Origin of the sequence: Reichenbachiella sp. (assembly GCF_033344935.1) — a bacterium.
Lineage (GTDB): Bacteria > Bacteroidota > Bacteroidia > Cytophagales > Cyclobacteriaceae > Reichenbachiella.
This window is the reverse complement of sequence record NZ_JAWPMM010000001.1, coordinates 537,136-559,773: the sequence shown is the minus strand read 5'-3', so window position 1 is coordinate 559,773 and position 22,638 is coordinate 537,136. Positions and strand designations below refer to the sequence as shown.

At 39.3% G+C, this 22,638-nt stretch carries 16 protein-coding genes; 9 read left to right on the top strand and 7 right to left on the bottom strand.

Features of this window, described 5'->3' with window-relative positions:
• Positions 1-196: 196 nt before the first annotated feature.
• Positions 197-1,816, top strand: coding sequence for a transcription termination factor Rho (gene rho / locus R8N23_RS02285; RefSeq protein WP_318169945.1), 1,620 nt, complete (start codon positions 197-199; stop codon positions 1,814-1,816).
• A gap of 275 nt (positions 1,817-2,091) precedes the next feature.
• Positions 2,092-2,829, top strand: coding sequence for a hypothetical protein (locus R8N23_RS02280; RefSeq protein ID WP_318169944.1), 738 nt, complete (start codon positions 2,092-2,094; stop codon positions 2,827-2,829).
• 59 nt (positions 2,830-2,888) lie between these two features.
• On the opposite strand, the gene recG is transcribed toward R8N23_RS02280, so the two are convergent.
• Genes recG through mutY form a run of 5 tightly spaced genes read right to left on the bottom strand, consistent with a single transcriptional unit; the run spans position 2,889 to position 8,473 of the window.
• Positions 2,889-4,985, bottom strand: coding sequence for an ATP-dependent DNA helicase RecG (gene recG, locus R8N23_RS02275; RefSeq protein WP_318169943.1), 2,097 nt, complete (start codon positions 4,983-4,985; stop codon positions 2,889-2,891).
• A 9-nt stretch (positions 4,986-4,994) separates the two neighbouring features.
• A complete protein-coding gene (gldD, locus tag R8N23_RS02270; RefSeq protein WP_318169942.1) occupies positions 4,995-5,567 on the bottom strand; it encodes a gliding motility lipoprotein GldD in 573 nt (190 codons plus the stop codon).
• Positions 5,567-6,889 (bottom strand): gliding motility-associated protein GldE, encoded by a 1,323-nt coding sequence (gene gldE, locus R8N23_RS02265; RefSeq protein ID WP_318169941.1) that lies wholly within the window; start codon positions 6,887-6,889, stop codon positions 5,567-5,569. The genes gldD and gldE overlap by 1 nt, the downstream gene beginning before the upstream one ends.
• 21 nt (positions 6,890-6,910) lie before the next feature.
• Complete coding sequence (locus R8N23_RS02260) at positions 6,911-7,354, bottom strand: single-stranded DNA-binding protein (RefSeq protein ID WP_318169940.1); 444 nt, start codon at positions 7,352-7,354, stop codon at positions 6,911-6,913.
• Positions 7,355-7,390: 36 nt separating this feature from the next.
• Positions 7,391-8,473: an A/G-specific adenine glycosylase gene (gene mutY / locus R8N23_RS02255; protein WP_318169939.1), complete on the bottom strand. Its 1,083-nt coding sequence runs from the start codon at positions 8,471-8,473 to the stop codon at positions 7,391-7,393.
• A gap of 105 nt (positions 8,474-8,578) precedes the next feature.
• Here mutY and R8N23_RS02250 point away from each other — a divergent pair, with 105 nt between their 5' ends.
• Complete coding sequence (locus R8N23_RS02250) at positions 8,579-8,869, top strand: HU family DNA-binding protein (protein ID WP_263052009.1); 291 nt, start codon at positions 8,579-8,581, stop codon at positions 8,867-8,869.
• A gap of 449 nt (positions 8,870-9,318) precedes the next feature.
• Entirely contained in the window at positions 9,319-10,869 is a 1,551-nt protein-coding gene (locus tag R8N23_RS02245) for an Rne/Rng family ribonuclease (RefSeq protein ID WP_318169938.1), read from the top strand.
• A gap of 17 nt (positions 10,870-10,886) precedes the next feature.
• On the opposite strand, the gene R8N23_RS02240 is transcribed toward R8N23_RS02245, so the two are convergent.
• Positions 10,887-11,519 (bottom strand): porin family protein, encoded by a 633-nt coding sequence (locus R8N23_RS02240; RefSeq protein WP_318169937.1) that lies wholly within the window; start codon positions 11,517-11,519, stop codon positions 10,887-10,889.
• Positions 11,520-11,606: 87 nt separating this feature from the next.
• Here R8N23_RS02240 and R8N23_RS02235 point away from each other — a divergent pair, with 87 nt between their 5' ends.
• A complete protein-coding gene (locus R8N23_RS02235; protein WP_318169935.1) occupies positions 11,607-12,635 on the top strand; it encodes a gliding motility lipoprotein GldB in 1,029 nt (342 codons plus the stop codon).
• Here R8N23_RS02235 and R8N23_RS02230 read toward each other — a convergent pair.
• On the bottom strand, positions 12,628-13,800 hold the full coding sequence (locus R8N23_RS02230; RefSeq protein WP_318169934.1) for a glycosyltransferase family 4 protein: 1,173 nt from the start codon (positions 13,798-13,800) through the stop codon (positions 12,628-12,630). The two genes, R8N23_RS02235 and R8N23_RS02230, sit on opposite strands and share 8 nt — an antisense overlap.
• 83 nt (positions 13,801-13,883) lie before the next feature.
• Between R8N23_RS02230 and R8N23_RS02225 the strand changes: the two genes are divergently transcribed.
• The 4 genes from R8N23_RS02225 (at position 13,884) to R8N23_RS02210 (ending at position 22,635) form a co-directional block, all read left to right on the top strand.
• Complete coding sequence (locus tag R8N23_RS02225) at positions 13,884-14,237, top strand: hypothetical protein (protein ID WP_318169933.1); 354 nt, start codon at positions 13,884-13,886, stop codon at positions 14,235-14,237.
• A 104-nt stretch (positions 14,238-14,341) separates the two neighbouring features.
• Positions 14,342-18,295 carry a tetratricopeptide repeat protein gene (locus tag R8N23_RS02220; RefSeq protein WP_318169932.1) on the top strand — a complete coding sequence of 1,318 codons (3,954 nt, stop codon included), beginning with the start codon at positions 14,342-14,344 and terminating at the stop codon, positions 18,293-18,295.
• Positions 18,296-18,299: 4 nt separating this feature from the next.
• On the top strand, positions 18,300-20,396 hold the full coding sequence (locus tag R8N23_RS02215; protein WP_318169931.1) for an OmpA family protein: 2,097 nt from the start codon (positions 18,300-18,302) through the stop codon (positions 20,394-20,396).
• 7 nt (positions 20,397-20,403) lie between these two features.
• Positions 20,404-22,635, top strand: coding sequence for a hypothetical protein (locus tag R8N23_RS02210; protein ID WP_318169930.1), 2,232 nt, complete (start codon positions 20,404-20,406; stop codon positions 22,633-22,635).
• Positions 22,636-22,638 lie beyond the last annotated feature (3 nt).

Genomic DNA, 22,638 nt, shown 5'->3' with positions numbered 1-22,638 from the left:
AGGCAATACAAATAAATTTGAGTAAATTTGTGTTATAATATTAGTTGTCATATAATTGTGGCACTTATATGCATTTGGGCTTAGGTAGCCATCCAGCTATTCACAATAGGCCAATCTTCATTACTATAATATTTCAAAAAATATTTCATTTCAAGACGCTTATATCATTAAGCACAATTTCTACTAATTAATTATCATGTATAAAATTGAAGAATTGAATGACAGACTGCTATCTGAGCTTAAAGAAATTGCAGATAGTCTGGGCATCAAAAACTACAAGAAAGCTGCGAAGAAGGATCTGATATACAAAATTCTAGACGAGCAGGCCATCAACCCTAAGCCTGCAGCTGAAAGAAAGGCTGAAGAACAAAAGAAAGAACAGCCTGCCGAAAAAGCAGAAAACAAAAAAGAATCAAAACCAGAAAAGAAGAAATCATCTGATGACTTATTGAGTGATTTCAATCTGGAAGCGGAATCAAAATCTAAAAAGCCAGAGGCAAAAGACAAGTCTGACAAACCAAAGGCCGACAAACCAAAGGCTGATAAAAAAGACGATTCTAAACCTGAGGCTAAGGACAAAGAGCCTAGAGAAAAAGAAGAAAGAAAGGACAGAGGCGATAGAAACGACAGAGGAGAAAGACGAGAAAAAAGACCCGATCAAAAGTCTAAAAGAGCTGAATACAACGAAAAAGTTAAAGAATTCGATGGTGTCATCGAAAACGGCGGTGTATTGGAAATCATGCAAGATGGCTATGGTTTCTTGAGGTCTGGTGATTACAACTACCTGGCTAGTCCAGATGATATTTATGTATCGCCTTCTCAAATCAAATTGTTTGGTCTGAAAACTGGTGATTCTGTATTGGGTCAAATCAGACCTCCAAAAGACGGTGAAAAGTACTTTGCACTACTAAGAGTAAGTTCTGTAAACGGAAAGACTACTGAAGAAATTAGAGACAGAGTTCCTTTCGAATACTTGACTCCTCTTTTCCCTGAGGAAAAATTAAACTTAAGCTACAAGCCTAGTGATTACTCTACAAGAGTAATGGACATGTTCTCTCCAATCGGAAAAGGGCAAAGAGGTATGATCGTAGCTCAGCCGAAAACAGGTAAAACTGTCTTGCTTAAAAATGTGGCTAACGCCATTGCTGAAAATCACCCAGAGGTTTATTTAATGATCTTATTGATCGATGAAAGACCTGAGGAAGTAACTGATATGGCTAGAAGCGTAAAAGCAGAAGTAATCGCTTCTACTTTTGATGAGCAAGCAGAAAGACATGTGAAAGTAGCTAACATCGTTCTAGAGAAAGCCAAAAGAATGGTGGAATGCGGTCACGATGTAGTGATCCTTTTGGATTCGATTACCCGTCTGGCAAGAGCACACAATACAGTAGTGCCATCAAGCGGTAAGATTCTTTCTGGTGGTGTAGATGCCAATGCACTTCACAAGCCTAAGAGATTCTTCGGAGCGGCTAGAAATGTAGAGAACGGTGGATCATTGACCATCCTTGCTACAGCATTGATCGAGACTGGATCTAAAATGGATGAAGTGATCTTTGAAGAATTCAAAGGAACGGGTAACATGGAGCTCCAGTTGGACAGAAAACTATCCAACAAGCGTGTGTACCCTGCTATCGATATTCCAGCTTCTGGTACTCGAAGAGAAGATTTGCTTATCGACAAAGAAGAATTGGCTCGTATCTGGATTTTGAGAAAATTCATGGACGACATGAACTCAAACGAAGCGATGGAATTCTTGCTTGGCAAAATGAAAGGCACAAGAAACAACCAAGAGTTTTTGGTTTCTATGAACGGTTAAAACCGTTAGACAAAATACATAAAAAAGCCATTCCGAATTATCGGAATGGCTTTTTGCATTTTAATCAGTCCCAATTAGAATATTCCAACAAGGATGTCTCCTAATTAATCATTTGAACTGATTGTTTTTTTTTATAAATTTAATTCAGCTTATCTCATACAGAAGATCATTTTATCTATATTTGGAAATAAGCTGCGCCAACTGATGACTATTATTATTAGTTGAATTTTAAGGCAAAATTTTATTAGAATCCACTTTACTTAAAGCTTAACGCTATGAATAAAATTGATCAAGGCTTACTGGATACCTGGAATATGTATGGCACTTATGCTTCATACGCTATTGCAGCTGTCGGTTTGTTGATCCTAATCGGTCATCTATTCAAATTAATGATCACCAAAGACCACAAAGAGAAATACGATTACATCAATATGTATGAAATCAATTTTCTTTGGTACAGCGCACTATTGATTATCATCGCCTTAGCGGTTTATGCTAATACACTCGTCGCTGAGTCTGGCATGATGTGGTTCTTCGTTAGACTTTTTGTGAGCACCATGTTTGCCATCATTGCAGGCGTTATTGTTCAGAATATTCTTAAATTTTACTACCCATTCTACATTGAAAAAAGATTAAAACTTCTGAGATTCTCTCCTCGAATTTCACCTGACGGTCGTCAAATGAAATTGTTGAGTGAAGAAGAAGAAGACGTTTATTTAGATGAAGGAATGCAAGCTGAAGAGGATGCCTTTTCAGTTGATTATGATGTTTGGATAGATGAAGAGTCAGGATATACCAAAATCGAAAAATACAACGGTAGACTTCACGCTTTGAAGTGCAACGAATGCAACTATCAAACATTAAAAGTAAATAGAGAAGAAGTTGTTTCTTCAGCTACACTAGAAGCTGATGGTGAGTTAGTGAAATACTTCACTTGCGGATACTGTGGACATAAGGAGAAAAAATCTTTCACAATTGCCAAATTGAAAGCTCCAACCGAAGCGGAATCTTAAGATTAGTTTCGAACGAAATTCAGACCATCCCGATTGCTATTGGGATGGTTTTTTTATGCTTATGAAATAGCACTCCATTTGAGAGTGGCTATTTGACTCTTATTTAGATGTCGTGCCATTCTGCTATGAGTTGCAAGCTTTAGCTCTGGATCATCTGAAACAATTCTCTCGGCCATTGCTCTAGCTTTTTTAAGTAGTTCACCATCTGTGGTCAAATCGGCCACCTTTAGTTCCAGCAATCCACTTTGTTGGGTGCCCATCAAATCACCGGGACCTCTCAGCTCCAAATCTTTTTCTGCAATTTCGAACCCATCAGTAGTTGCAACCATGCAACCAATTCTTTCTCTGGCTTCTTTAGAAATTTTGCTTCCTGTCATCAGGATACAGTAAGATTGATCTGCCCCACGGCCGACTCTTCCTCTGAGCTGGTGCAGCTGAGAAAGCCCGAATCGCTCGGCATTCTCAATGACCATCACTGAGGCATTGGGTACATTCACCCCTACTTCAATCACCGTGGTAGCTACCATGATCTTGGTTTCTCCACGAACAAAGCGATCCATTTCAAAATCTTTGTCCTTGGCTTTCATCCTGCCATGAAGAATACTCAAAGGAATCTTTGGGAATGCACGAGAAATACTCTCATAGCCATCCATCAAATCTTTATAATCCAAGGTGCTCGACTCTTCGATCAAAGGATAGACCACATAAACTTGTCTTCCCAAATCAACTTCCCTTTGGATAAAACCGAATAACTTCAATCTAGAGGAATCGTACAAATGTGAAGTTTTTATTGGTTTCCGCCCCTTAGGCAATTCCTTAATGGTTGAAACCTCTAAATCACCATAGAGCGTCATGGCTAATGTCCTTGGGATTGGGGTAGCCGTCATTACCAACACATGAGGATACACATGTTTATTTTTTTGCCAGAGCTTGGCTCGTTGGGCTACACCAAACCTATGCTGCTCATCTATGACGGCTAATCCCAATCGATCAAACTGAACATCATTTTCAATGAGGGCATGTGTACCAACCAATATTTTCATCTCACCAGACGCTAATTCTTCAAGATATTTTTTTCTTAGGCTTTTCTTAGTCGAGCCAGTAATCAAGCCTATTTTCAATCCCAACTTATCACAGAATTCTTCTAGCCCCAGAAAATGCTGAATCGCTAATATTTCCGTGGGGGCCATGATCGTGGTTTGAAAGCCGCTCCCAATGGCAATCAACATACAAACAAAAGCAGTGATGGTTTTGCCACTCCCTACATCTCCCTGAAGCAATCGATTCATTTGAACGCCGGATTGTAAATCATTATAAATTTCTTTGATTACTTGCTTCTGAGAATTAGTCAACTCAAACGGAATGTGCTTTTCGTAAAACTCACGAACCAAATGGCTCTTCTGAAAAACGATGCCTTTATGGACTTCTTTCTGATCCGACTTCTCTCTAAATATTTTTAGCTGAATGAAGAATAGTTCGTCAAATTTGAGCCGCTCAAGTGCTCTGTTTTTGGCCGATAAGTTCGGAGGAAAATGTATATCTCTGAGTGCTGTATTTAAATCAACCAGTTTCATTTGAGCCAATATGTCTTCATCCACAGTCTCTGGCACTCCAAACCCTTTAGTCTTGATCAGTTCCATTTGCAGCTTAGCAATGGCTTTGCTGTCTATAAATTTCCTTTTTAGTTTCTCTGTGGTTGCGTACACAGGTAACATTGTTTTTTTACCCGCTTCATTTGCCGGAGTCATGACCTCAATCTCAGGGTGGCTAATGGAAAATTTAGTTTGAAATAGTGAAGGCTTGCCATAAACAATATAAGGTATGCCTGGCTTCAACTTAGTCTTCATCCATTTCACCCCTTTGAACCAGATCAGTTCGATTTGACCAGTAGTGTCTCTAAAAACAGCGGTGAGCCGTTGTTTTCTTGCCGCACCTACCACTTCGACTCGTTCGACAACTCCTTTGATCTGAACGTTTTCACTATCTGGATGAATCTGATTGATAGTTTGAAATCGAGATCGATCTTCGTACCTAAAAGGAAAATGATGGATAAGATTATGGAAAGTCTGAATACCGAGCTCTTCGCTTAGGAGTTTGGCCTTAGCCGGTCCCACCCCTTTAAGAAACTCGATTTTGGTATCCATAAAGCTCGACATGCAAATGGGTTATTGATCCCAGGTGAGAGTATTAAGCATATGCAGCATATCCATTTTTACATAATTTATCACCGGTCGCAATGAATCATTTTGGGTGGCTGTTCTAAAATATAGTGCACATCGTAAAAAGTGTTGAGTGGAGTCAGTTACATGAAACTGAAATTGAGTGGGCACCTCACCAGACAATTCCATGACGGTTGCCTTAATCCCATTTTTCAATGTAATCACAGTTTCATCGATGGCGTATGCTTTCACTTTATGCTCGGAAGTAAGCTTATACGAATCCATTAAATATTCCTCTAAGGTCTTTCTATCATTATTTACTGGCTTATAGGTCACTTGAATGTTAGCTCCAAGCTTTTCATAATACAGATCAAACCAATATCGCTCAGCTATCCAAGAGCTATCTTTCAAAATTCTTGCTTGTGTGGAGTACTCCATCTGAAATGGAAATGAATCGGCTAGAATCTGATATTCTGCTGGTCTCAGATCTATTCTATTGTACCCTTTCGGCTTTGGATTGAAATTATTACTCCCACAGCCAACAGTTACCACCAACAATACCCAAGCCCACCTCATCATCATCTCGTAATATGTACTCTAACCTTTTTTATACGTTTGTCATTTACTGCCACAGTAGTAAAGAGAAAGTTTTCAAATACTATTTTCTCTCCAGCATTGGGAAGCATAGAATTGATTTCCAGGAGTAAACCTCCCAATGACTCACTTTCTCCCTTTACCTGATCGAAGGTTTTGTGATCGACACCGGCAAGTTTACAAAAATCCATCAAAGAAGTTTTACCTTCAAAAATAAAGGTGTTGCTATCCAGCCTGCTATAAGCCACATCGGAATCTTCATCAAATTCGTCGTTGATTTCTCCTACTATTTCTTCAATTACATCTTCCATAGTAATCAATCCGGAAGTCCCTCCATACTCATCCACTACTATGGCAATGTGAATTCTCTTTTCCTGAAAATCCTTGAAAAGTGTGTCAATCTTTTTTGTCTCAGGAACAAAAAACCCGGGTCTCAATAATTCCTGCCATTTAAAATTCTCTTCTTCGCTGACGTGAGGAAGCAAATCTTTGATATATAAAATTCCTTCTATCTTATCTATCGTTTCCTTGAAAACCGGAATTCTTGAATACCCTGTTTTGTTGATTTGGTTCATCAATTCATGAAAATCTGTTTCCAAGTCAATGGCAGTAATATCCATTCTGGACTTCATGATCTGCTTCACAGACAAAGTACCAAAGTTCACAATACCTTTAAGAATGCCTTTTTCTTCTTCGGTTGTCTCATCTTCGGCTGCCAGATCTAGTGCTTGATTCAAATCATCCACGGAAACCCGATAGCCCTTTCTTTCAATCCGACGCTCTATCACGTTGCTCACTTTAATCAGCAACCACGCCAATGGATGGAAAATCTTGAATGAGATAGTAAGCAGAGTGGCAGTGCGTTTGGCAAACGCCATATTATTCTGATTGGCATAAACCTTAGGGACAATTTCACCTAAAAAGACCATCAGAAAAGTAATAACTACTGTCAGAGCTGCAATGATGGCTCCACCAGACAAAACATCTCCGAGTAAGGCCGCAGTCACATAGGTAGACAGCATCACTATCGAGATATTAATGAAATTGTTCAATATCAGAATGGTCGCAAGAAGTTGTTTGGGATGGCCTAGCAACCTAGCAATCTTTTTTCTGCCTTTCGATGGTGTTTGCTCAGCGTCCAAGAATTGATCATGGCTTAGCGAGAAATAAGCTACTTCAGATCCTGAAACCAAAGCGGATCCAAGAAATAAGAGACTAATGCCAATAAGACTAAAAACCAGCAGATAAATCTCTCCGCTCGTAAGTAATGCTGTCAATATTAAATTTCCCGGGAGTGGGTCGTCCATTAGAGTATATCCAGTTTTTGATTAGAACGGTAGATCGTCGATTTCGTTTGATTCTTCAACCGGCGCTGGGGCATTCGAGGCAGTACTTGTTTCTGCAGATGCACTTTGTGCAGGAGCTCCACCTTCAGGTCGAGATGGCCCGCCCAGCAACGTCATTTCACGACCTACCACTTCGGTAATATATTTTGTAACTCCCTCTTTGTCTTCATAAGAACGTGAAGTCAGTTTGCCTTCTATATACACTTGATTGCCCTTATTTAGATACTTTTCCGCAATTTCCGCTAAGGGGGTCCATAGCACCACATTGTGCCACTCAGTATTGGTTACTTTTTCACCCTGCTTATTTTTATACGTTTCGCTCGTGGCGATCGAAAAATTTGCCACAGCGCGACCATTTTCCAAATGTCTTACTTCTGGGTCTTTACCCAAATTTCCTAAAAGGATTACTTTATTTACTCCTGCCATTTTATACTGTTATTAAGGTTGATTCCGATGTTTAATTTACTGACAAAACTCATTATTCAAAAACAATTCAATTGGTTTTGGAACTGCGAATTCGCCTAAATTGGCAATCGAAACTTCCTTCATCTGTTTTTCCTCTTTTAACTGTTGCCAAGCTTTCTTAGATTCCATTTCAAACACCTGAAATTGCATGTGCAACTTCTGATGTGTCAATTGATGAATAATCTCCTTTGAATTGTACTGCAGTTTTGCTTCAACAAAGTTACTGCTTTTTAGACTCTTTTCAGTTTCTAATAAATCGAATTCGAAAAGTCCAGTCCATATATCACCAGACTTACGCTGTCGCAACAACACATGATTATCAAAAGTAAATACCCGATAATTCAAATATCGGTGTTTGACTTTTACAGTCTTCGATTTGACAGGCAGCTTATCAATCATATTATGCTGACTAGCAAAACAATGAGAGGCAAACATGCATTCGTCACAATTAGGAGATTTAGGTACACACACAGTAGCCCCAAACTCCATCATAGCCTGATTAAAATTACCAGGCTGGTTTTCAGGCATTAACTGTTTTGCCTTCTCAAAATAAACTTTGAAACTGATGGCTTTAGCTATATCATCTGTAATTCCAAACAATCTGGACAGCACCCTAAACACATTGCCATCCACAGAAGGAACCGGATCATTAAAACAAATAGATGCTATGGCTGCAGCAGTATATTTCCCTATACCCTTTAACTTTTGCAGTTCAACGTAATTGTCAGGAAAGTGCCCAGAATATTTTGTTGAGACTACCGTCGCACATTCATGCATATTTCGTGCTCTCGAATAATAGCCCAATCCTTGCCATAATTTCAGGATTTCATCCAAATCTGCTTTTGCAAACTCTTCAACTGTTTGAAATGAATTGGTGAATTTCTGATAGTAGGGCAACCCTTGACTTACCCGCGTTTGCTGCAAAATGATCTCAGACAACCATACTTTAAAAGGATCCTTTGTCTCCCTCCAAGGCAACTCACGCTTATTGATATCATACCATTCTAATAGTTGTGTGGAAAACCAATCTTCTTTTGAATGTAACTGCTCTCCCTTTAAAGGCTTATTAATATTTCTCAATAATTGATTTTTTGTGTTTATTTGCCCTCTGAAATCGCTGAATTTCAGGCAACTAAATTACTTTGTAATTTATTTATCTTATTATTTATACCTAAAAAATTAGAGGTGACAAAGGCAGATGTGATCAACGAGATAGCAGAAAAGACAGGAATTGACCGATTGGACGTTCAGGCATCAGTGGAAGCTTTTTTTTCTGTAGTAAAAAATTCAATGGCGGACGGTGAGAATATTTACGTTCGTGGATTTGGAAGCTTCATCAATAAAAAACGTGCAAAAAAAATAGCTCGAAACATCTCTAAGAATACTGCCATCATCATAGATGAGCACTATATCCCTAGCTTTAAACCTTCTAAGGTTTTTGTTGAGAAGATAAAAAGCAGCAAAAAAATAGGTTAACAACCAGCAAAGTAGGCCGTAGAAACACACCACTTAGATAGAATTTCAAGCTATTTACGGAACAATTTGGCGAATTAAAATTATTTCTTTTTAAGATTAAAAAAAGTACTATCTTTGCGGACTGTTTGGGGAGGCATTGTCTTTGATCAAAAGACTAATCTTCACCAAAACCTAGTAAAAGAATTTAAAAATTGTCTGACTTGTTAAAAGGTTGTGGCAGTTTGAAAATATAAAGCGTGCGGAGATAAAGTTTTATCAAAGCGAAGAAATTAAACGAATTTAGAACATTTAACGAATTTAGATTATGCCTTGCGGTAAGAAAAGAAAGAGACATAAGATATCTACTCACAAAAGAAAGAAGAGGCTAAGAAAGAATAGACACAAGAAAAAATAATTGTGCTTTCTTGGGTTGTTTGAACTAATATTTGAACCTATAAAACATTTCAATTTTGAGTAACGAATTAATAATCAATTCAACTCAGAACGGATGTCGAATAGCCCTATTAAAAGATAAAAAATTAGCCGAGTTCCATCAGGACAATGATGGGCATCAATTCAATGTAGGCGACATATACCTGGGATCTGTTAAAAAAGTGGTTCCCGGGCTTAATGCCGCATTTGTAGACATTGGATATGAAAAAGATGCCTTCCTACACTATTTAGATCTCGGCCCCCAATTGCAATCATTAATGAAATGCACCAAACAGGTGACTTCTGGTAAGATAACCGGAAAGAATCTGAATGGTTTCAAAAGATTGCCCGATATCAATAAGTTGGGGAAAATGAACCAGGTTTTAACAAAAAACCAACGTGTTCTCGTACAGGTTGTAAAAGAACCTATATCAACAAAAGGGCCTAGACTATCCAGTGAGTTATCGATAGCAGGAAGATATTTGGTACTTGTACCATTTTCTGATGCTGTGAGTGTTTCCAAGAAAATTGGAGACAGTAATGAAAGGAAGCGTTTGCTTCGACTAATCACCTCTATTAAACCGGAGAATTTCGGTGTCATCATTAGAACAGTTGCTGCTGGAAAAGATGTAGCTGAACTAGACAGAGACCTAAGCGGATTGGTTGAGAAATGGTCTTCAGGAATGCAAAAACTGAAGAAAGTCAAACCAAACGAAAAAGTCATTGGCGAAATGAATCGCGCCAATTCTATTCTGAGAGACGTATTAAATGAAACTTTCGACAGCATAGTTGTCGATGACAAAGCACTTTACAAAGACGTAAAGAGTTTTATTCATGATATAGCTCCTGATAAAGAAAAGATTGTCAAACTGTATACTGGCAGAGTCAAGATGTTTGAGTCTTACGGTATCGAAAAACAGCTTAAAGGATTGTTTGGTCAGTCCGTAAGTATAGACGGCGGTGGCTATTTGATCATTGAGCACACAGAGGCATTGCATGTCATCGATGTAAACAGTGGCAACAAATCTAACGCTGAAGACAATCAAGAAAATACTGCATTAAAGGTGAATCTTGATGCAGCCAAGGAAATTGCTCGTCAGTTACGCTTGCGTGACATGGGAGGTATTATCGTAGTCGACTTCATAGATATGAGAAAAGCAGAAAATAAGAAGCTGCTATTCCAAAAAATGAAGGACGAGATGAAAACAGACCGTTCAAAATTTACGGTACTTCCATTATCCAAATTTGGTTTGATGCAAATCACTCGCCAGCGAGTGAGACCTGAAGTTGATATCAAAACACGTGAAGTCTGTCCTACATGTGATGGTACTGGTAAAATTACCGCGTCCATCTTAGTGACGGATCAGGTAGAAAAAGACCTGGAGCACCTTTTGATGAAACAAAATGAGAAGAAGCTAACCATTTCTTTACATCCTTATTTGTTTGCCTTTTTTACCAAAGGCTTCATTTCAAGACAATGGAAATGGTTCTTTAAATATAAAAGATGGATTACCCTGGTAGAAGATTCGTCTGTGCCAATTACACAGTATAATTTTCTAAACGGGTTAGGAGAAGAGATCGAACTTTAAGTTCGATCTTTTTTTGTTTAAAATTTCAGACCGACTCTCAGGTCAAGCATATCCATTTTCGTAGTAAGGTCATTGGTCGCTATGGTCGACTTCACAATGTTTACTAAACCTCGATCATAGAATATTCCTCCGTAGATGATAGTATTGACTCCTGCTCCATACTCAACTCCAACCCCTCCGGTAAAAGAACAGTCGAAAAATCGAAACTCATCAATGAGGGTGTAGTCTTCTTCAAATGGCTCGTTGAATAGCTTAATTTCACCTTTAAAGCCAATTTGAAAGAAAGCCTTTAAATCTGGTTGCAACTCACTGGTAAACAACTTTAAGGTAACAGGCAATTGAAGATAGTGGACTTTGTAGTCTTCCGTGTAAGGAGTCCCACCCTCGGGATGAATCGTGTAGCCCGCTCTTTTAGGCGCAAAAATCAATCCGGTACTAAAAGCATAAGTCTCAGAAACCATGAAGTCAGCTTCCAGACCAAATTTGAATTTAAAGGCTGAGCCGTCTTTGGTAATATCTCCGAACGAATCATCCACATATTTTACCCTATTCATCGAAATGCCAGTTCCCACCATAAGGCCCAATTTTGGCTGAGCATAGGTAAAGAATGAAACCACGATAAGAAAGGAGGCTAGTATTATTTTCTTCATGAGAAATTAAAATAAATAAATAGTTTTGTCATTCTTTAAATAGTACCTCCGAAGAGGTTGTCCATTACAAATCTAAAGTCCACAGACTTGAAGCAACGAACAATTTATCAATTAATTCTAATAATATTCATCGCCCCATTGGGAATTATAGGTCTTGAATCCTGCGAGAGTAAAGATTGCGACCAAGAAAGCGTCTATCAGGATGTCGCTGTAGAGCTGAAGGTAGAAAGACTGGAGGATGAGTTGAAGGATTTAAAAAATGTTGAGCAAACACTGGCATTCTTTCAGGCAAACAGAATAATGACTGATTTCTTTTTAGATGCTAACCAATATCCCAATGACACCATCCTCGCCAGAAGACTTTACAAACTACTTCAGCAACCTTCAATCGATACGCTAATATCAGATTCGAAATCTTACTTTTCAGATTTTGACACCAACATTTCTGAACTTACCAGAGCTTATCAGTTTATTAAAAATCACTACCCAACGGCTAAAGTGCCGAGGATTCAAACCATAGTTTCTGGGTTTTACAATGACATGTATATCTCTGATTCTCTCATCGTTTTGGGGCTCGATTATTTCGCTGGTGAAAATGGCAGGTATTATCCTAATGACATTCCTAGATATATCGTAAAAAGATACATGAAGGAAAGCTTGTCTCCGATACTCTTAAGCTTTGTATCTAATGAATTTAATCTGGCAGATCAGTCTCACGGCACACTCTTAGCAGACATGGTAAACTTAGGCAAGTCCTATTATTTCGTAGAGCAAGCCTTGCCATGCAAGGCAGATTCATTGATCATTGGTTATTCCACCGAAGAATTACACGCAGTTAAAACCAATCAGGAGATCATCTGGGCCAATATCATTGAAAATGAAATGCTCTACGAAACCAGTCACTTTTTGAAAAATAAATTCATAGGTGAGCGACCCAATATCGCAGAAATCAGTGAAAACTGTCCTGGACGAGTGGGTGCCTGGATCGGCTGGCAAATTGTAAGAAAATACATGGATCAAAATCCTAAAGTGACATTCACTGACTTGATGGCAGAAACAGATGCGCATAAAATATTTCAACGATCCAACTACAAACCAAGGAATCAGTCTAACTAAATAGTCGCAGTATAAAATCCTGCTGATTTTTGGCTTGAATTTTTAGCTCAAACTTTTCCTCCGCCAGACGTCTGGCATTGGATTGAAATTTTTGAAGTAGTTCGGGAGGTTCCAAAAATGGCTGAATTTTTTGTGCAAAATCCTGAGGTGAATTTGCTGAAAACCCACACTGCCTTTTTTCGATTAACTCACCAATCCAACCACCAAAGTTCGTAATCACTAACTTACCAGCAGCCAGCGCATCGAAAAACTTATTTGGGCTCCCTGTATGCAAAGACTCATAGGGTACAAAAGAAACCGCCAATGCATCAGATACATTGATCACTTCAACTACCTGATCCTTATTCATCGCATCAAGTATTTGAATATTCCTTAACCCACTTTTAACTACTCTTTTGTGGACCAATACCTTTTCTGCACCATCACCCACCAGGATAAACTTGATAGGCAAATGCTGTACTTCTTTGGCAAAATCAACTAGCTGGCTCAAATTATTGGCTAGCCCAAAAGTGCCAGTATAGCTAATTACAAATTGATCTTTTACTTCATATTGAGCAACCCAACTGGCCTTTTTTGGTGCTGGCACGAAAGCCTGACAATCCGAAATGTTAAATACCGTTTGAGTAGGGATTTTTGGAGCAACCAATTGTAAATGCTCCTTTATAGGCTCTGACAAACCAATCAACCCTTTGGCGTTTTTATAAAATACGCTTTCAAGCCAAGTAAGCACCTTTTGTTTCCATCTGGCTTTCAAAAGTCCCATTTCGATCGGCACTTTGGGCCAGAGGTCACCCACTTCAAATATATAGGCTCGTCCTAACATGAACTTATTAAACAGAGCCACTACTCCAGTCGACAACGGTGTCGTCATGACATAGCAAAAATCGACGCTGCGCTGTTGGACTGATTCTTTGATCGCCAACAACATAAACTTAATAAACGCCCTGCCGCGCTTTTGAAAATTCATTTCATTCCTGTATGGTACTGGTAAATAAATCACTTCAATACCATCTACGACTTTTCGAACTCGCTGAGTCTGGCTATGCGCAGTTATCATCGTTACAGAAAAACCGTTATTCACCAATTCTTTTGCTAGATAATAGGATCGCAGACTTCCTCCCTCTTCAGGCCTTTTAAAGTACTGATGAATATATAATACCTTCAATGAATGTTTATTTCCTTAAAGAATTTATTAAATTAGTCGCTGCTACTTCTTGAATTTCTTCGACTAACTAAATTACTTCGTGTATGAGCGAAAAACTAACCGTTAGATTAAAAACGCTACATTGTTATCAAAATGACGAAGAAAAATTCGACGATATTTTTCTAAAGTTTAACGGTAAAAAGATTTGGCCGAAGGATAAAAAACACGAAGATGTAAGAATCAACACCAAGCACGCATTAGAAGTTGACCTTTTAGGGTTGACGCCAAACGAAGAGGTGTCTATAGAAGTATGGGATCATGATGTGATCTCCCCCAATGACCTTCTAGGAACCGCATACTTCGTACCAGACAAACCCGGCGGACCATATACAGTAGATATGCGTCCCGTAAATGATACAGAAACAGCACGATATAGTATAGATTGGGAAATTCTCTGATGAGAAAAGCAGCATGCCCACAAGTAGGATTTTAACTTTTTAAAGATAGCGCCTTGAAATTTTTTTGCTTCTTAATAGTTCTTTGTGGTTCAATTTCTATGTCCATGGCTCAGCAGGACTGGCACAGTCTCTACAATCAAAGTATTGACGACTACAACAATTACAATCTAACAGCAGCCAAAACTAATTGCCTGCAAGCGCTGGACTTGCTGACCCAAGCAGAATCTGCTGATCATCCGAACGTTGCCTCGATTCTTAGACAACTGGCTCTCATTTGCTATGATGAAGGCACTTTCGAAGAAGGCTTGAAGTATGCACAGCAGGAAAAAGAGCTCTTGATCAAATTGCAAAAAGCTGGCGACAACAATTATGCGATCACCCTATACAACATCGGACTGCTTCATTCGGCCAATGGAGATTTTGAATTAGCACAAGAGTCTTTAAAAGAGGCCAAGGTTATGTTGCTGCAATTTCATACCAAAGACGATTTAGAAATTGCTGAAGTTGATGGAAATCTAGCCATTACCAATTATTATCTCATGGAGTGGGAGGCCTGTGATCCATTGTTCAAATCGGCATTGGCTATCATGGAGCGTGCCGAGGAGCAATCTCCCGAATATGCTAATATCCTTTATACTTATGGTGATTATTGCTTGATGAGTGGACAACCTCAGGAAGCGATAAAAGCTCTCCTTCCACTAGATGAGGCCTACAAAGAACAAGGCTCTTCAGAACAATTGGCTAGTATAGAAGTAAAAATTGCCACCGCCTATGAAGAAAACAACGAAGTATCTCAGGCGGTAAGTTTCTATGAATCGGCCATTAACATATTTGAAAATTTAAGCGCCACAGACCATGACGATTATTTGATCGCACTCAATAATCTCTCCTTGCTTTTCCAGCGAGCAGGGCAACTAGAACAAGCAGAAAAACTCATGTCGGAAGTAGTCTCCAGAAATTCTGATATGCAGGACCCGGCTTACCTTATCGCGATGGCCAATTTGGGAAACATTTACTACATGAACGAGCGTTTTGACCAAGCGCAAGCTACTTATGATAAAATCATTGAGACGACCAATCTCTCCTCTCCCAATGCCATGAAACCCTATCTGCTGGCCATGTCTGGTACAGCGTTGATCCAAATCGACAAAGGATTATATACCGAAGCATTTGAAACAAGTGAAAAGGCTATTGCTCAAGCAGGAAGCAACACATCTCAAAAGATATCCCTGCTCAAATCAAAGGCATCAGCACAAATCGCGCTGGGCAAATACGAAGATGCAGAAATTACTTTGAAACAGATCTTACCATTGACGATACATCATCGCAACGAATCTAATGATGTAAGATCTCGATTGGCCTCTCTTTACACCCAGATGAATCAATTGTCAAAGGCAGAAGCGCTTTATATAGAAATCAAGCCCTATTATGAGGCACAAGCTCAAACTGCTGAAATGGCCTATGTCAACTTCCTCGGTAATTACGCTGCTTTTCTACAAGCCAACAGCAATTTTGCTTTAGCAGAACAGAAGCTGATTGAAGCTATAGACACGAAGAAAAGACTTTTTGGTGACCAAAATCCTTCTTACCTGTCTTCTTTAGAAAACCTGGGTGTGCTTTATCTCACTTTAGGAAAATATTCTAAGTCAAAAGAAATTTTAGAAAGCGTCAACACGACTAAATCTGGGTCTGGAGAAATAGATGATGTCTCGAAAGCATATACCCTAAACAATTTAGGAGTGATTAACAGAGCCATGGGAGATTTTGGAGTAGCCGAAGAGTCCTTTTTAAAATCATTAGCGCTCTATGAAAATAGTTTGGGAAAAAACCACATCTATTACGCCAACACTTCCAATGAGCTGGGTCTTTTGTATATGAAAATGGGGAATACTAAGGCAGCCAGAGTTTCCCTTCAAACCGCATTGTCCACCTTTGAAAAAGCTTACGGCAAAAATCATATCGATTATGTATCCGCGCTAGAGAATCTCGCATCACTGAATTACATGGAAGGAGAGATAGAAGCTAGTCGGCAGCAGCTAGAAGAAGCACTCGCCATAGACAAGCTAATTTTAGGAATTGAACATCCATTGTACTCTAAAACACTTCACAATTTAGCTTCAATTCTAGAAGAACTAGGAGAGTATGAAAGGGCGTCAGAACTATATAAAGAGTCGTTAGACATTGCAGAAAAAAACTTTGGGAAAGAACACCCTTCTTATGCCAATACGCTCTACAACCTAGCCGTACTAAAACAAGAACAAGAAAATCTTGAAGAGGCAAAGAGACTGTTCCAAGAAGTAGTGGATCTACGTTCGGTACTTCTCAATGCTGACCACCCAGATATTGCTTACTCCTATTATGGACTAGCCTCTATCAAACAAAAAACCGAAGATTATGATGGCGCTCAAGGCGATTACAGAATTGCTATTCAATCATATTTAGAGAGTATTAACAATTATTTTCCTTCATTGAGTGAAGAGGAAAAAAGTGCCTTTTATGCCAAAATAAAACCTGTTTTCGAAGCCTATCAGGATTTTGCTGTCGAATTTGTTTTTCATCAAAGAGGTGATCAGGCAGTAATGGATCAAATGTTGGCTGACTTATATGACCTTCAGCTCCAAACTAAAGCTTTGCTTTTAAATGCCAGCAATAAAATAAGAAACACCATTATGAATAGTGGTGATGCTACATTGATTGCCAAGTTTAATGAATGGCAAGCTGCTAAGGAGGAGCTTGTGAAAAGTTTGAGCCTATCGAAAGACGAACTTGAAAAAAACAATATCGACATCGGCACTCTTCAGGCCAATTCCAATACGCTTGAAAAAGAAATTTCTAAAATGTCGACCGCTTTTGCTGGAGCGTATGATCAACAAAAGATTCAATGGACCGATGTTCAAGCTCATGTTGGAGAAAAAGAAAAAGCCATTGAAATACTGCGAATCAAGAAAAACACCAAAAACGACTCTATCTATTACGCTGCTCTAATTCTCTCAGGAGTATCAGGCACTTATCCTCAATTGGTGGTAGTCGAAGATGGTGTAAATATGGAAGGCAAGTATTTCAAACAGTACAAAAACATGATTGTGTACAAGCTGGAAAATCCTAGATCCTATGGCCAATTCTGGCAAGCCATAGATGACCAATTGTCTGACACCAAAAGGATCTATCTCTCCTCTGATGGCGTGTATAACAAAATCAACATCAACACGCTGTATGATACTAAAAAGAAGGAATACGTCTTTGACAAATACGCCATCGACTTATTAAGTAATACCAAAGAATTAACTGAAGGCAGTACTTCCAATCAAACACCGCAAGCCAGCAGGGCTTCGATATTCGGGTTCCCTGACTATGAACTTGGTGGAGGAGAAGCGGTGGCCAGTACTGCATCCACTGAAAGAGGGTTTGAGTCCGGAATTTCAGCATTACCTGGGACACTTGAAGAAATCAACAACATTGTAAAAACACTTGACCAAAATTTTTGGAAGTATGAAAAATTTGAGGCCGCCGAAGCCAATGAAGTGAACGTAAAACAAGTCGACAATCCTAAACTTTTGCATATCGCTACGCATGGTTTTTTTATGTCAGACATGACGATCAAAGCGGATGCAAACGAAGGCATTCAAACACAAGAGGCCAGATATAATCCACTGCTTCGGTCTGGTTTGTTGCTTGCCGGTGCATCTAAGACTTTTCAGGGGCAACCGTTGCCCTATAATGAAGACGGGATTCTAACAGCATACGAAGCTATGAACCTTAATCTGGATGAGACAGAACTCGTTGTCATGTCTGCTTGCGAAACAGGTCTTGGCGAAGTGAAAAATGGAGAAGGTGTATATGGTTTGCAGCGAGCTTTTATTGTGGCAGGTGCAGACAATTTGATCATGAGTCTCTGGAAAGTAAACGACGAAACAACTCAAAAATTAATGTCAAGATTTTATAGTAACTGGCTCGGAGGAGAAACAAAAAAAGATGCCTTCCGACAGGCTATTAAATCACTAAAGAAAGAATACAAACAGCCCTACTATTGGGGCGCATTTGTCATACTAGGGAACTAATGCTATGAGAATATTTTTTACCCTTTGTTGGTTGGCATTGTCGTATTGCACGACAGTACAAAATAGCTATGCACAAGAGGCAACTACCTCTACATTCGACTCACTTGAATATTATAAGGGTACGAGCAAAATTGTAGAAAACATCAACAGTGAGGCGACAGAATATGCGCCATCTATTTCGGCAGATGGAAAGGTAATGATCTTTGAATCCAATCAATCTGGTTCCTACAAATTGTATGAAGCGCTACTAGATGAGGAAAGACATTGGGGTAGTCCAATTCCTGTGGATAGTGTAAATAATTACGGAGCAGACAACGACCTGATCGGTGGCCCAAATATTAGCTTCGATGGAAACACCATGTATTTCTTTAGCTCATTTTCTGGTGGCATTGGAGCAGATGACATTTACTATTCTACCCGGGAAGAATTCGGATGGTCAAGCCCCATCAATATTGGGGAGCCTATCAATACGCCAGGCTTCGACGGATTCCCTTCTATCTCTTCCAATGGCAAGACCCTATATTTCGTGAGAGTAAATGACCAAGGCCCTCAAGACGAAGAACTCAGAGAGGAAACTGAAGGTCAAACTTGTTATTCAATTTACAAATCTGAGATCAACAAAGACGGAGAATGGTCAAAACCCTCTAAGCTTCCTTATCCGATTAATAAAGACTGTGAAAAGGCGCCTAGAATTATGGCTGACAACAGGACATTAATTTTTTCCTCCAATCGTCCAGGGGGTTTGGGCAAATATGACCTATACCAATCTTTTCTGGATGATGCCGGAGACTGGACTACACCGGTCCCATTAGCTTATGTCAATTCAGAACTTAACGATCAATTTCCTTGTATTGCTGCACAGGGAGACAAGATGTATTATATCAACAACAACGACATTTATGAAGTTGATATTCCTCCAAGTTATCAGCAATTTAGAAACAATGTCATTCAAGGATATGTGAAAAATGGCCAAACTAATGAGGGGCTCGCTTCAGAAATTATCGTTCGAGATGCATTTACCTCTGAGGAACTTATGTTCTTAAGTAGCAACCCTAAGGACGGAAAATTCAGTTTGGTCCTTGCAGTTGGAGGCAGCTATAATGTAGAATTTCGAAGAGAAGGCTATACCACATACGCTACGCAATACGATTTGACGGCAATCGACGAATACCGAGAGATTGAGTACAATGTAGAATTATTTGAAAGTGCTAAACTCAATTTAAACATTTATGATGTTGAAATATTTGAACCCATTTTAGCTTCAGTCAAAGTTAAAATCGAAGGTGAACGCAGCATGCTAATGGACCTTGAGAGTGACGCCACATCTGGTCAATTGGAATTGGACCTACCTTTGGGTAGCGCCTATGAAATCATAATCGACAAAGAGAATTTCCAGAGCGAATACTTTGTGTTCGATGCTTCTGGCCTTATGATGTATCCTTCGTTTGAAAAGGACATAGAACTTATTCCTAAAAAGAAGGAAATCGCTATTAATGTGGCCGATTTGACTAACAATTCCAAAGTGAGATCAAGAGTCAGGATACGCAATAGAAATAGAGATGAAACGATCATTGTAGAAGGTAATGAAACCGTTGGTCTTCGTGTTGGTGACCGCTATGAGATTGAAGCTACTAGTGATCAAGGCTACGCCTACAGTACCACTGTTTTGGATGTGACGGAAGAAGGTATCGTAAACAGTGATGGAGAAGTCGAGGTGTCCGCGGCAGTGGACATGAAGCTTCAACCTCTATTAGTTGGAGCAAACCTCACGCTGAAGGATATTCTTTTTGAATCTAACTCAGATCAGTTAAGTGAAAACTCTTATGATGAGCTTCTTCGAGTAGTAGGACTCATGTACGCCAACCCTACCATGGCCGTTGAAATTTCTGCGCATACCGATGATGTAGGGTCAGCCAGCTACAATAAATTATTGTCTGAACGGAGAGCGAAGAGCGTAGTAGAATTTTTACAAGAAAATGAGATTGTTGGCGAGCGATTTTCTCCGGTAGGCTATGGAGAAGATCAGCCACTGGTCGCCAATGACACGGATGAAGGTAGAGCCAAGAATAGAAGAGTAGTATTGAAAATATTGAAAATATAAGCGGACTATGAAAAAGGTATTGTTCTTTTCAGTTTTGTCGATGAGCCTATTGGCTTTCAACTATTCATCGGACGCTCAAAGAAGAGTTAAATATGAAGACCTATTACCAGGTATTCTCAATAGTGAACCTGGAGTAGGCGTTGCTGACCTTGAGAATTTGGTGAAGGAAGATCCCGAAAATCCGAGTATGTACCTACAGCTTGGCCTGATTTATTATAAACGATTTGAGGAAAGTGACCCTATCACAAACTACAAAAAAGCCATGGCAAACATTCAATTGGCCAAAGAAGCTTTTGATAACTGCGAGAGGTTTATCACCGAAAAAGATGTCAAAAAGAATAAAGAAGAATATATCAATTTCGCCATTTATGATGAAAAAGGGAAGTTCACAGTTTCTCTAGATTCCATTCAAAAAAACATATTGGAGTCTCGGCAAAACATGGATGCCTTTGAAATCAACATGCCTGGTATCTATGAAGACTTTACACGCAGCTATACCCATTATTCTAAGGCGAACAGAACCTTTACCAAAATCATCAGCAAGCATCGTTCGATCAAAGACCTGTATTTGTTATATGATGATCAAATGGCACAAAGCTTCGAAGAAATCAAATCCAACTATTTAGAGAGTTTGAAGTTTTTCAAGTCCTACAAAGAGAAAATCAATGGATATGACATAGGATACAACCAAAACATAAAGATTGATACCATTAGCATTTATAAACTAGATGGCCTGGCTGTCGAAATAAACTTTTTGGAGCAGGATGAAATTCCTATTTGGGATTATGCCAAATGGGTGGATGATACCAAGGCCTATATCGACGAACATATATCTGCGCTTAGACTCATGATGATCGAGAACGAAAAAATTACCTCGGCCAAACTCAATAAAGTACCTGAAGATGTAGCCAGTGGCCATTTGGAGCCCCTTCATATCGGCAAAGAATTTTTATTTACCCTTCGTAAATACGACCTCAATTCTGTGGTAGAACCACTCTTTTTGTACAATGAGAAAAAACATGAACTGCTCATTCAGGAAGAACTCAATAAATTCTCAGAAGAAACTATGAAAATTTCCCCGGAACGTCAAATCAGTCATTACGGCTATTTGTTGAGTTCTATTAGAAAATCGGACACTCTCTTACAGCATGTAGAAACAAGGAATACCGATTTTTCCTATCAAAAGTATAAAGGGTTTCTGGATGATTATTATTCTGGAATGTCAGGACTCAACCTGATGGTAGAGAGAGAAAAAGCTACAAGTCAAGCGCAATTCGAGGATTATTTGACAAGTGTCAGATTACTCTTAGAAGAAAAATATAGACCTGATTCGGTTGAGACGACTGTCAAGTATCGTCGAGTTTCTATTCCTAATTATACGCGCGTGCCTCGATTAGATTCGTTGCAACCTTCTCAACGAGTGACCATGCAAAAAACGGTCAACTTAGATGGCTCTGCCTATTTGGGAGGCGTGTATTTAAATGATAAGTCAAATTTAATTACTGCCTACGTATGCAGAGTGGAGCCCAACAATTCAGTGGGTTGGTACAAGGACTTCACCTTGCAGATGGACAGTGTCAAGGCTGATTCTCACACCATTCTTTCAGCCATGGTAGGCGGTCAGGCCGGATGCACCTTTGTCCTTAATGGAACCCATCACGAAAATGGAGCCAAAATGAATACGCTCTTCAGCTATAGCGAAGAAGGCGAACAGCTTATGGTTAGAAATTTGATCATTGATGACTTTCCTAGAATTATTGAGTTTGAAGAACAAACCAATACCTTTTTGATAGGATTTAATGGACGAGAGTTGGCTAAAAATAAAACGGAAACCAGCCAGGTGGTTTTGGCCAATTACAATGTAATCGGTGACTTGCTTTGGAAGTATTCCAAAGAGGTCGTTGGAGATTTGGTTGGGGTAGTAGCCCTGGAAGATGGCTATTTAATCAATGGCAATTATTCCAGAATCCAGGACAATACTGGAAAATTTTCCAGGGTTGAAGATGGCTTCGCTTCGTACTTGATCAAAGTAAACAACTCAGGACAATGGTCAAACGAAAGAATGCTAACCACTCCTTTCCCATACAATACCACCCACTTTTTGAAAGCCGGAGAACATTCCATTCATGTAATCGGCAGTAAGTATCTGGGCCAAGAGAATTATGAACTTGAATCCGACCGACTGGTTCACTTTATAGTAAACAGAGATCTGGATATTGTGAGTAGCCCTAATCTCTAGAGA

Bases quoted from the DNA above. Each gene is read 5' to 3' on its own strand.
- R8N23_RS02240 (WP_318169937.1), bottom strand. From the start codon at position 11,519: ATGAAGAAAATAATACTAGCCTCCTTTCTTATCGTGGTTTCATTCTTT.
- gldD (WP_318169942.1), bottom strand. From the start codon at position 5,567: ATGATGAGGTGGGCTTGGGTATTGTTGGTGGTAACTGTTGGCTGTGGG.
- recG (WP_318169943.1), bottom strand. From the start codon at position 4,985: ATGTCGAGCTTTATGGATACCAAAATCGAGTTTCTTAAAGGGGTGGGA.
- R8N23_RS02280 (WP_318169944.1), top strand. From the start codon at position 2,092: ATGAATAAAATTGATCAAGGCTTACTGGATACCTGGAATATGTATGGC.
- R8N23_RS02210 (WP_318169930.1), top strand. From the start codon at position 20,404: ATGAAAAAGGTATTGTTCTTTTCAGTTTTGTCGATGAGCCTATTGGCT.
- gldE (WP_318169941.1), bottom strand. From the start codon at position 6,889: ATGGACGACCCACTCCCGGGAAATTTAATATTGACAGCATTACTTACG.
- R8N23_RS02225 (WP_318169933.1), top strand. From the start codon at position 13,884: ATGAGCGAAAAACTAACCGTTAGATTAAAAACGCTACATTGTTATCAA.
- rho (WP_318169945.1), top strand. From the start codon at position 197: ATGTATAAAATTGAAGAATTGAATGACAGACTGCTATCTGAGCTTAAA.
- R8N23_RS02260 (WP_318169940.1), bottom strand. From the start codon at position 7,354: ATGGCAGGAGTAAATAAAGTAATCCTTTTAGGAAATTTGGGTAAAGAC.
- R8N23_RS02220 (WP_318169932.1), top strand. From the start codon at position 14,342: ATGGCTCAGCAGGACTGGCACAGTCTCTACAATCAAAGTATTGACGAC.
- R8N23_RS02215 (WP_318169931.1), top strand. From the start codon at position 18,300: ATGAGAATATTTTTTACCCTTTGTTGGTTGGCATTGTCGTATTGCACG.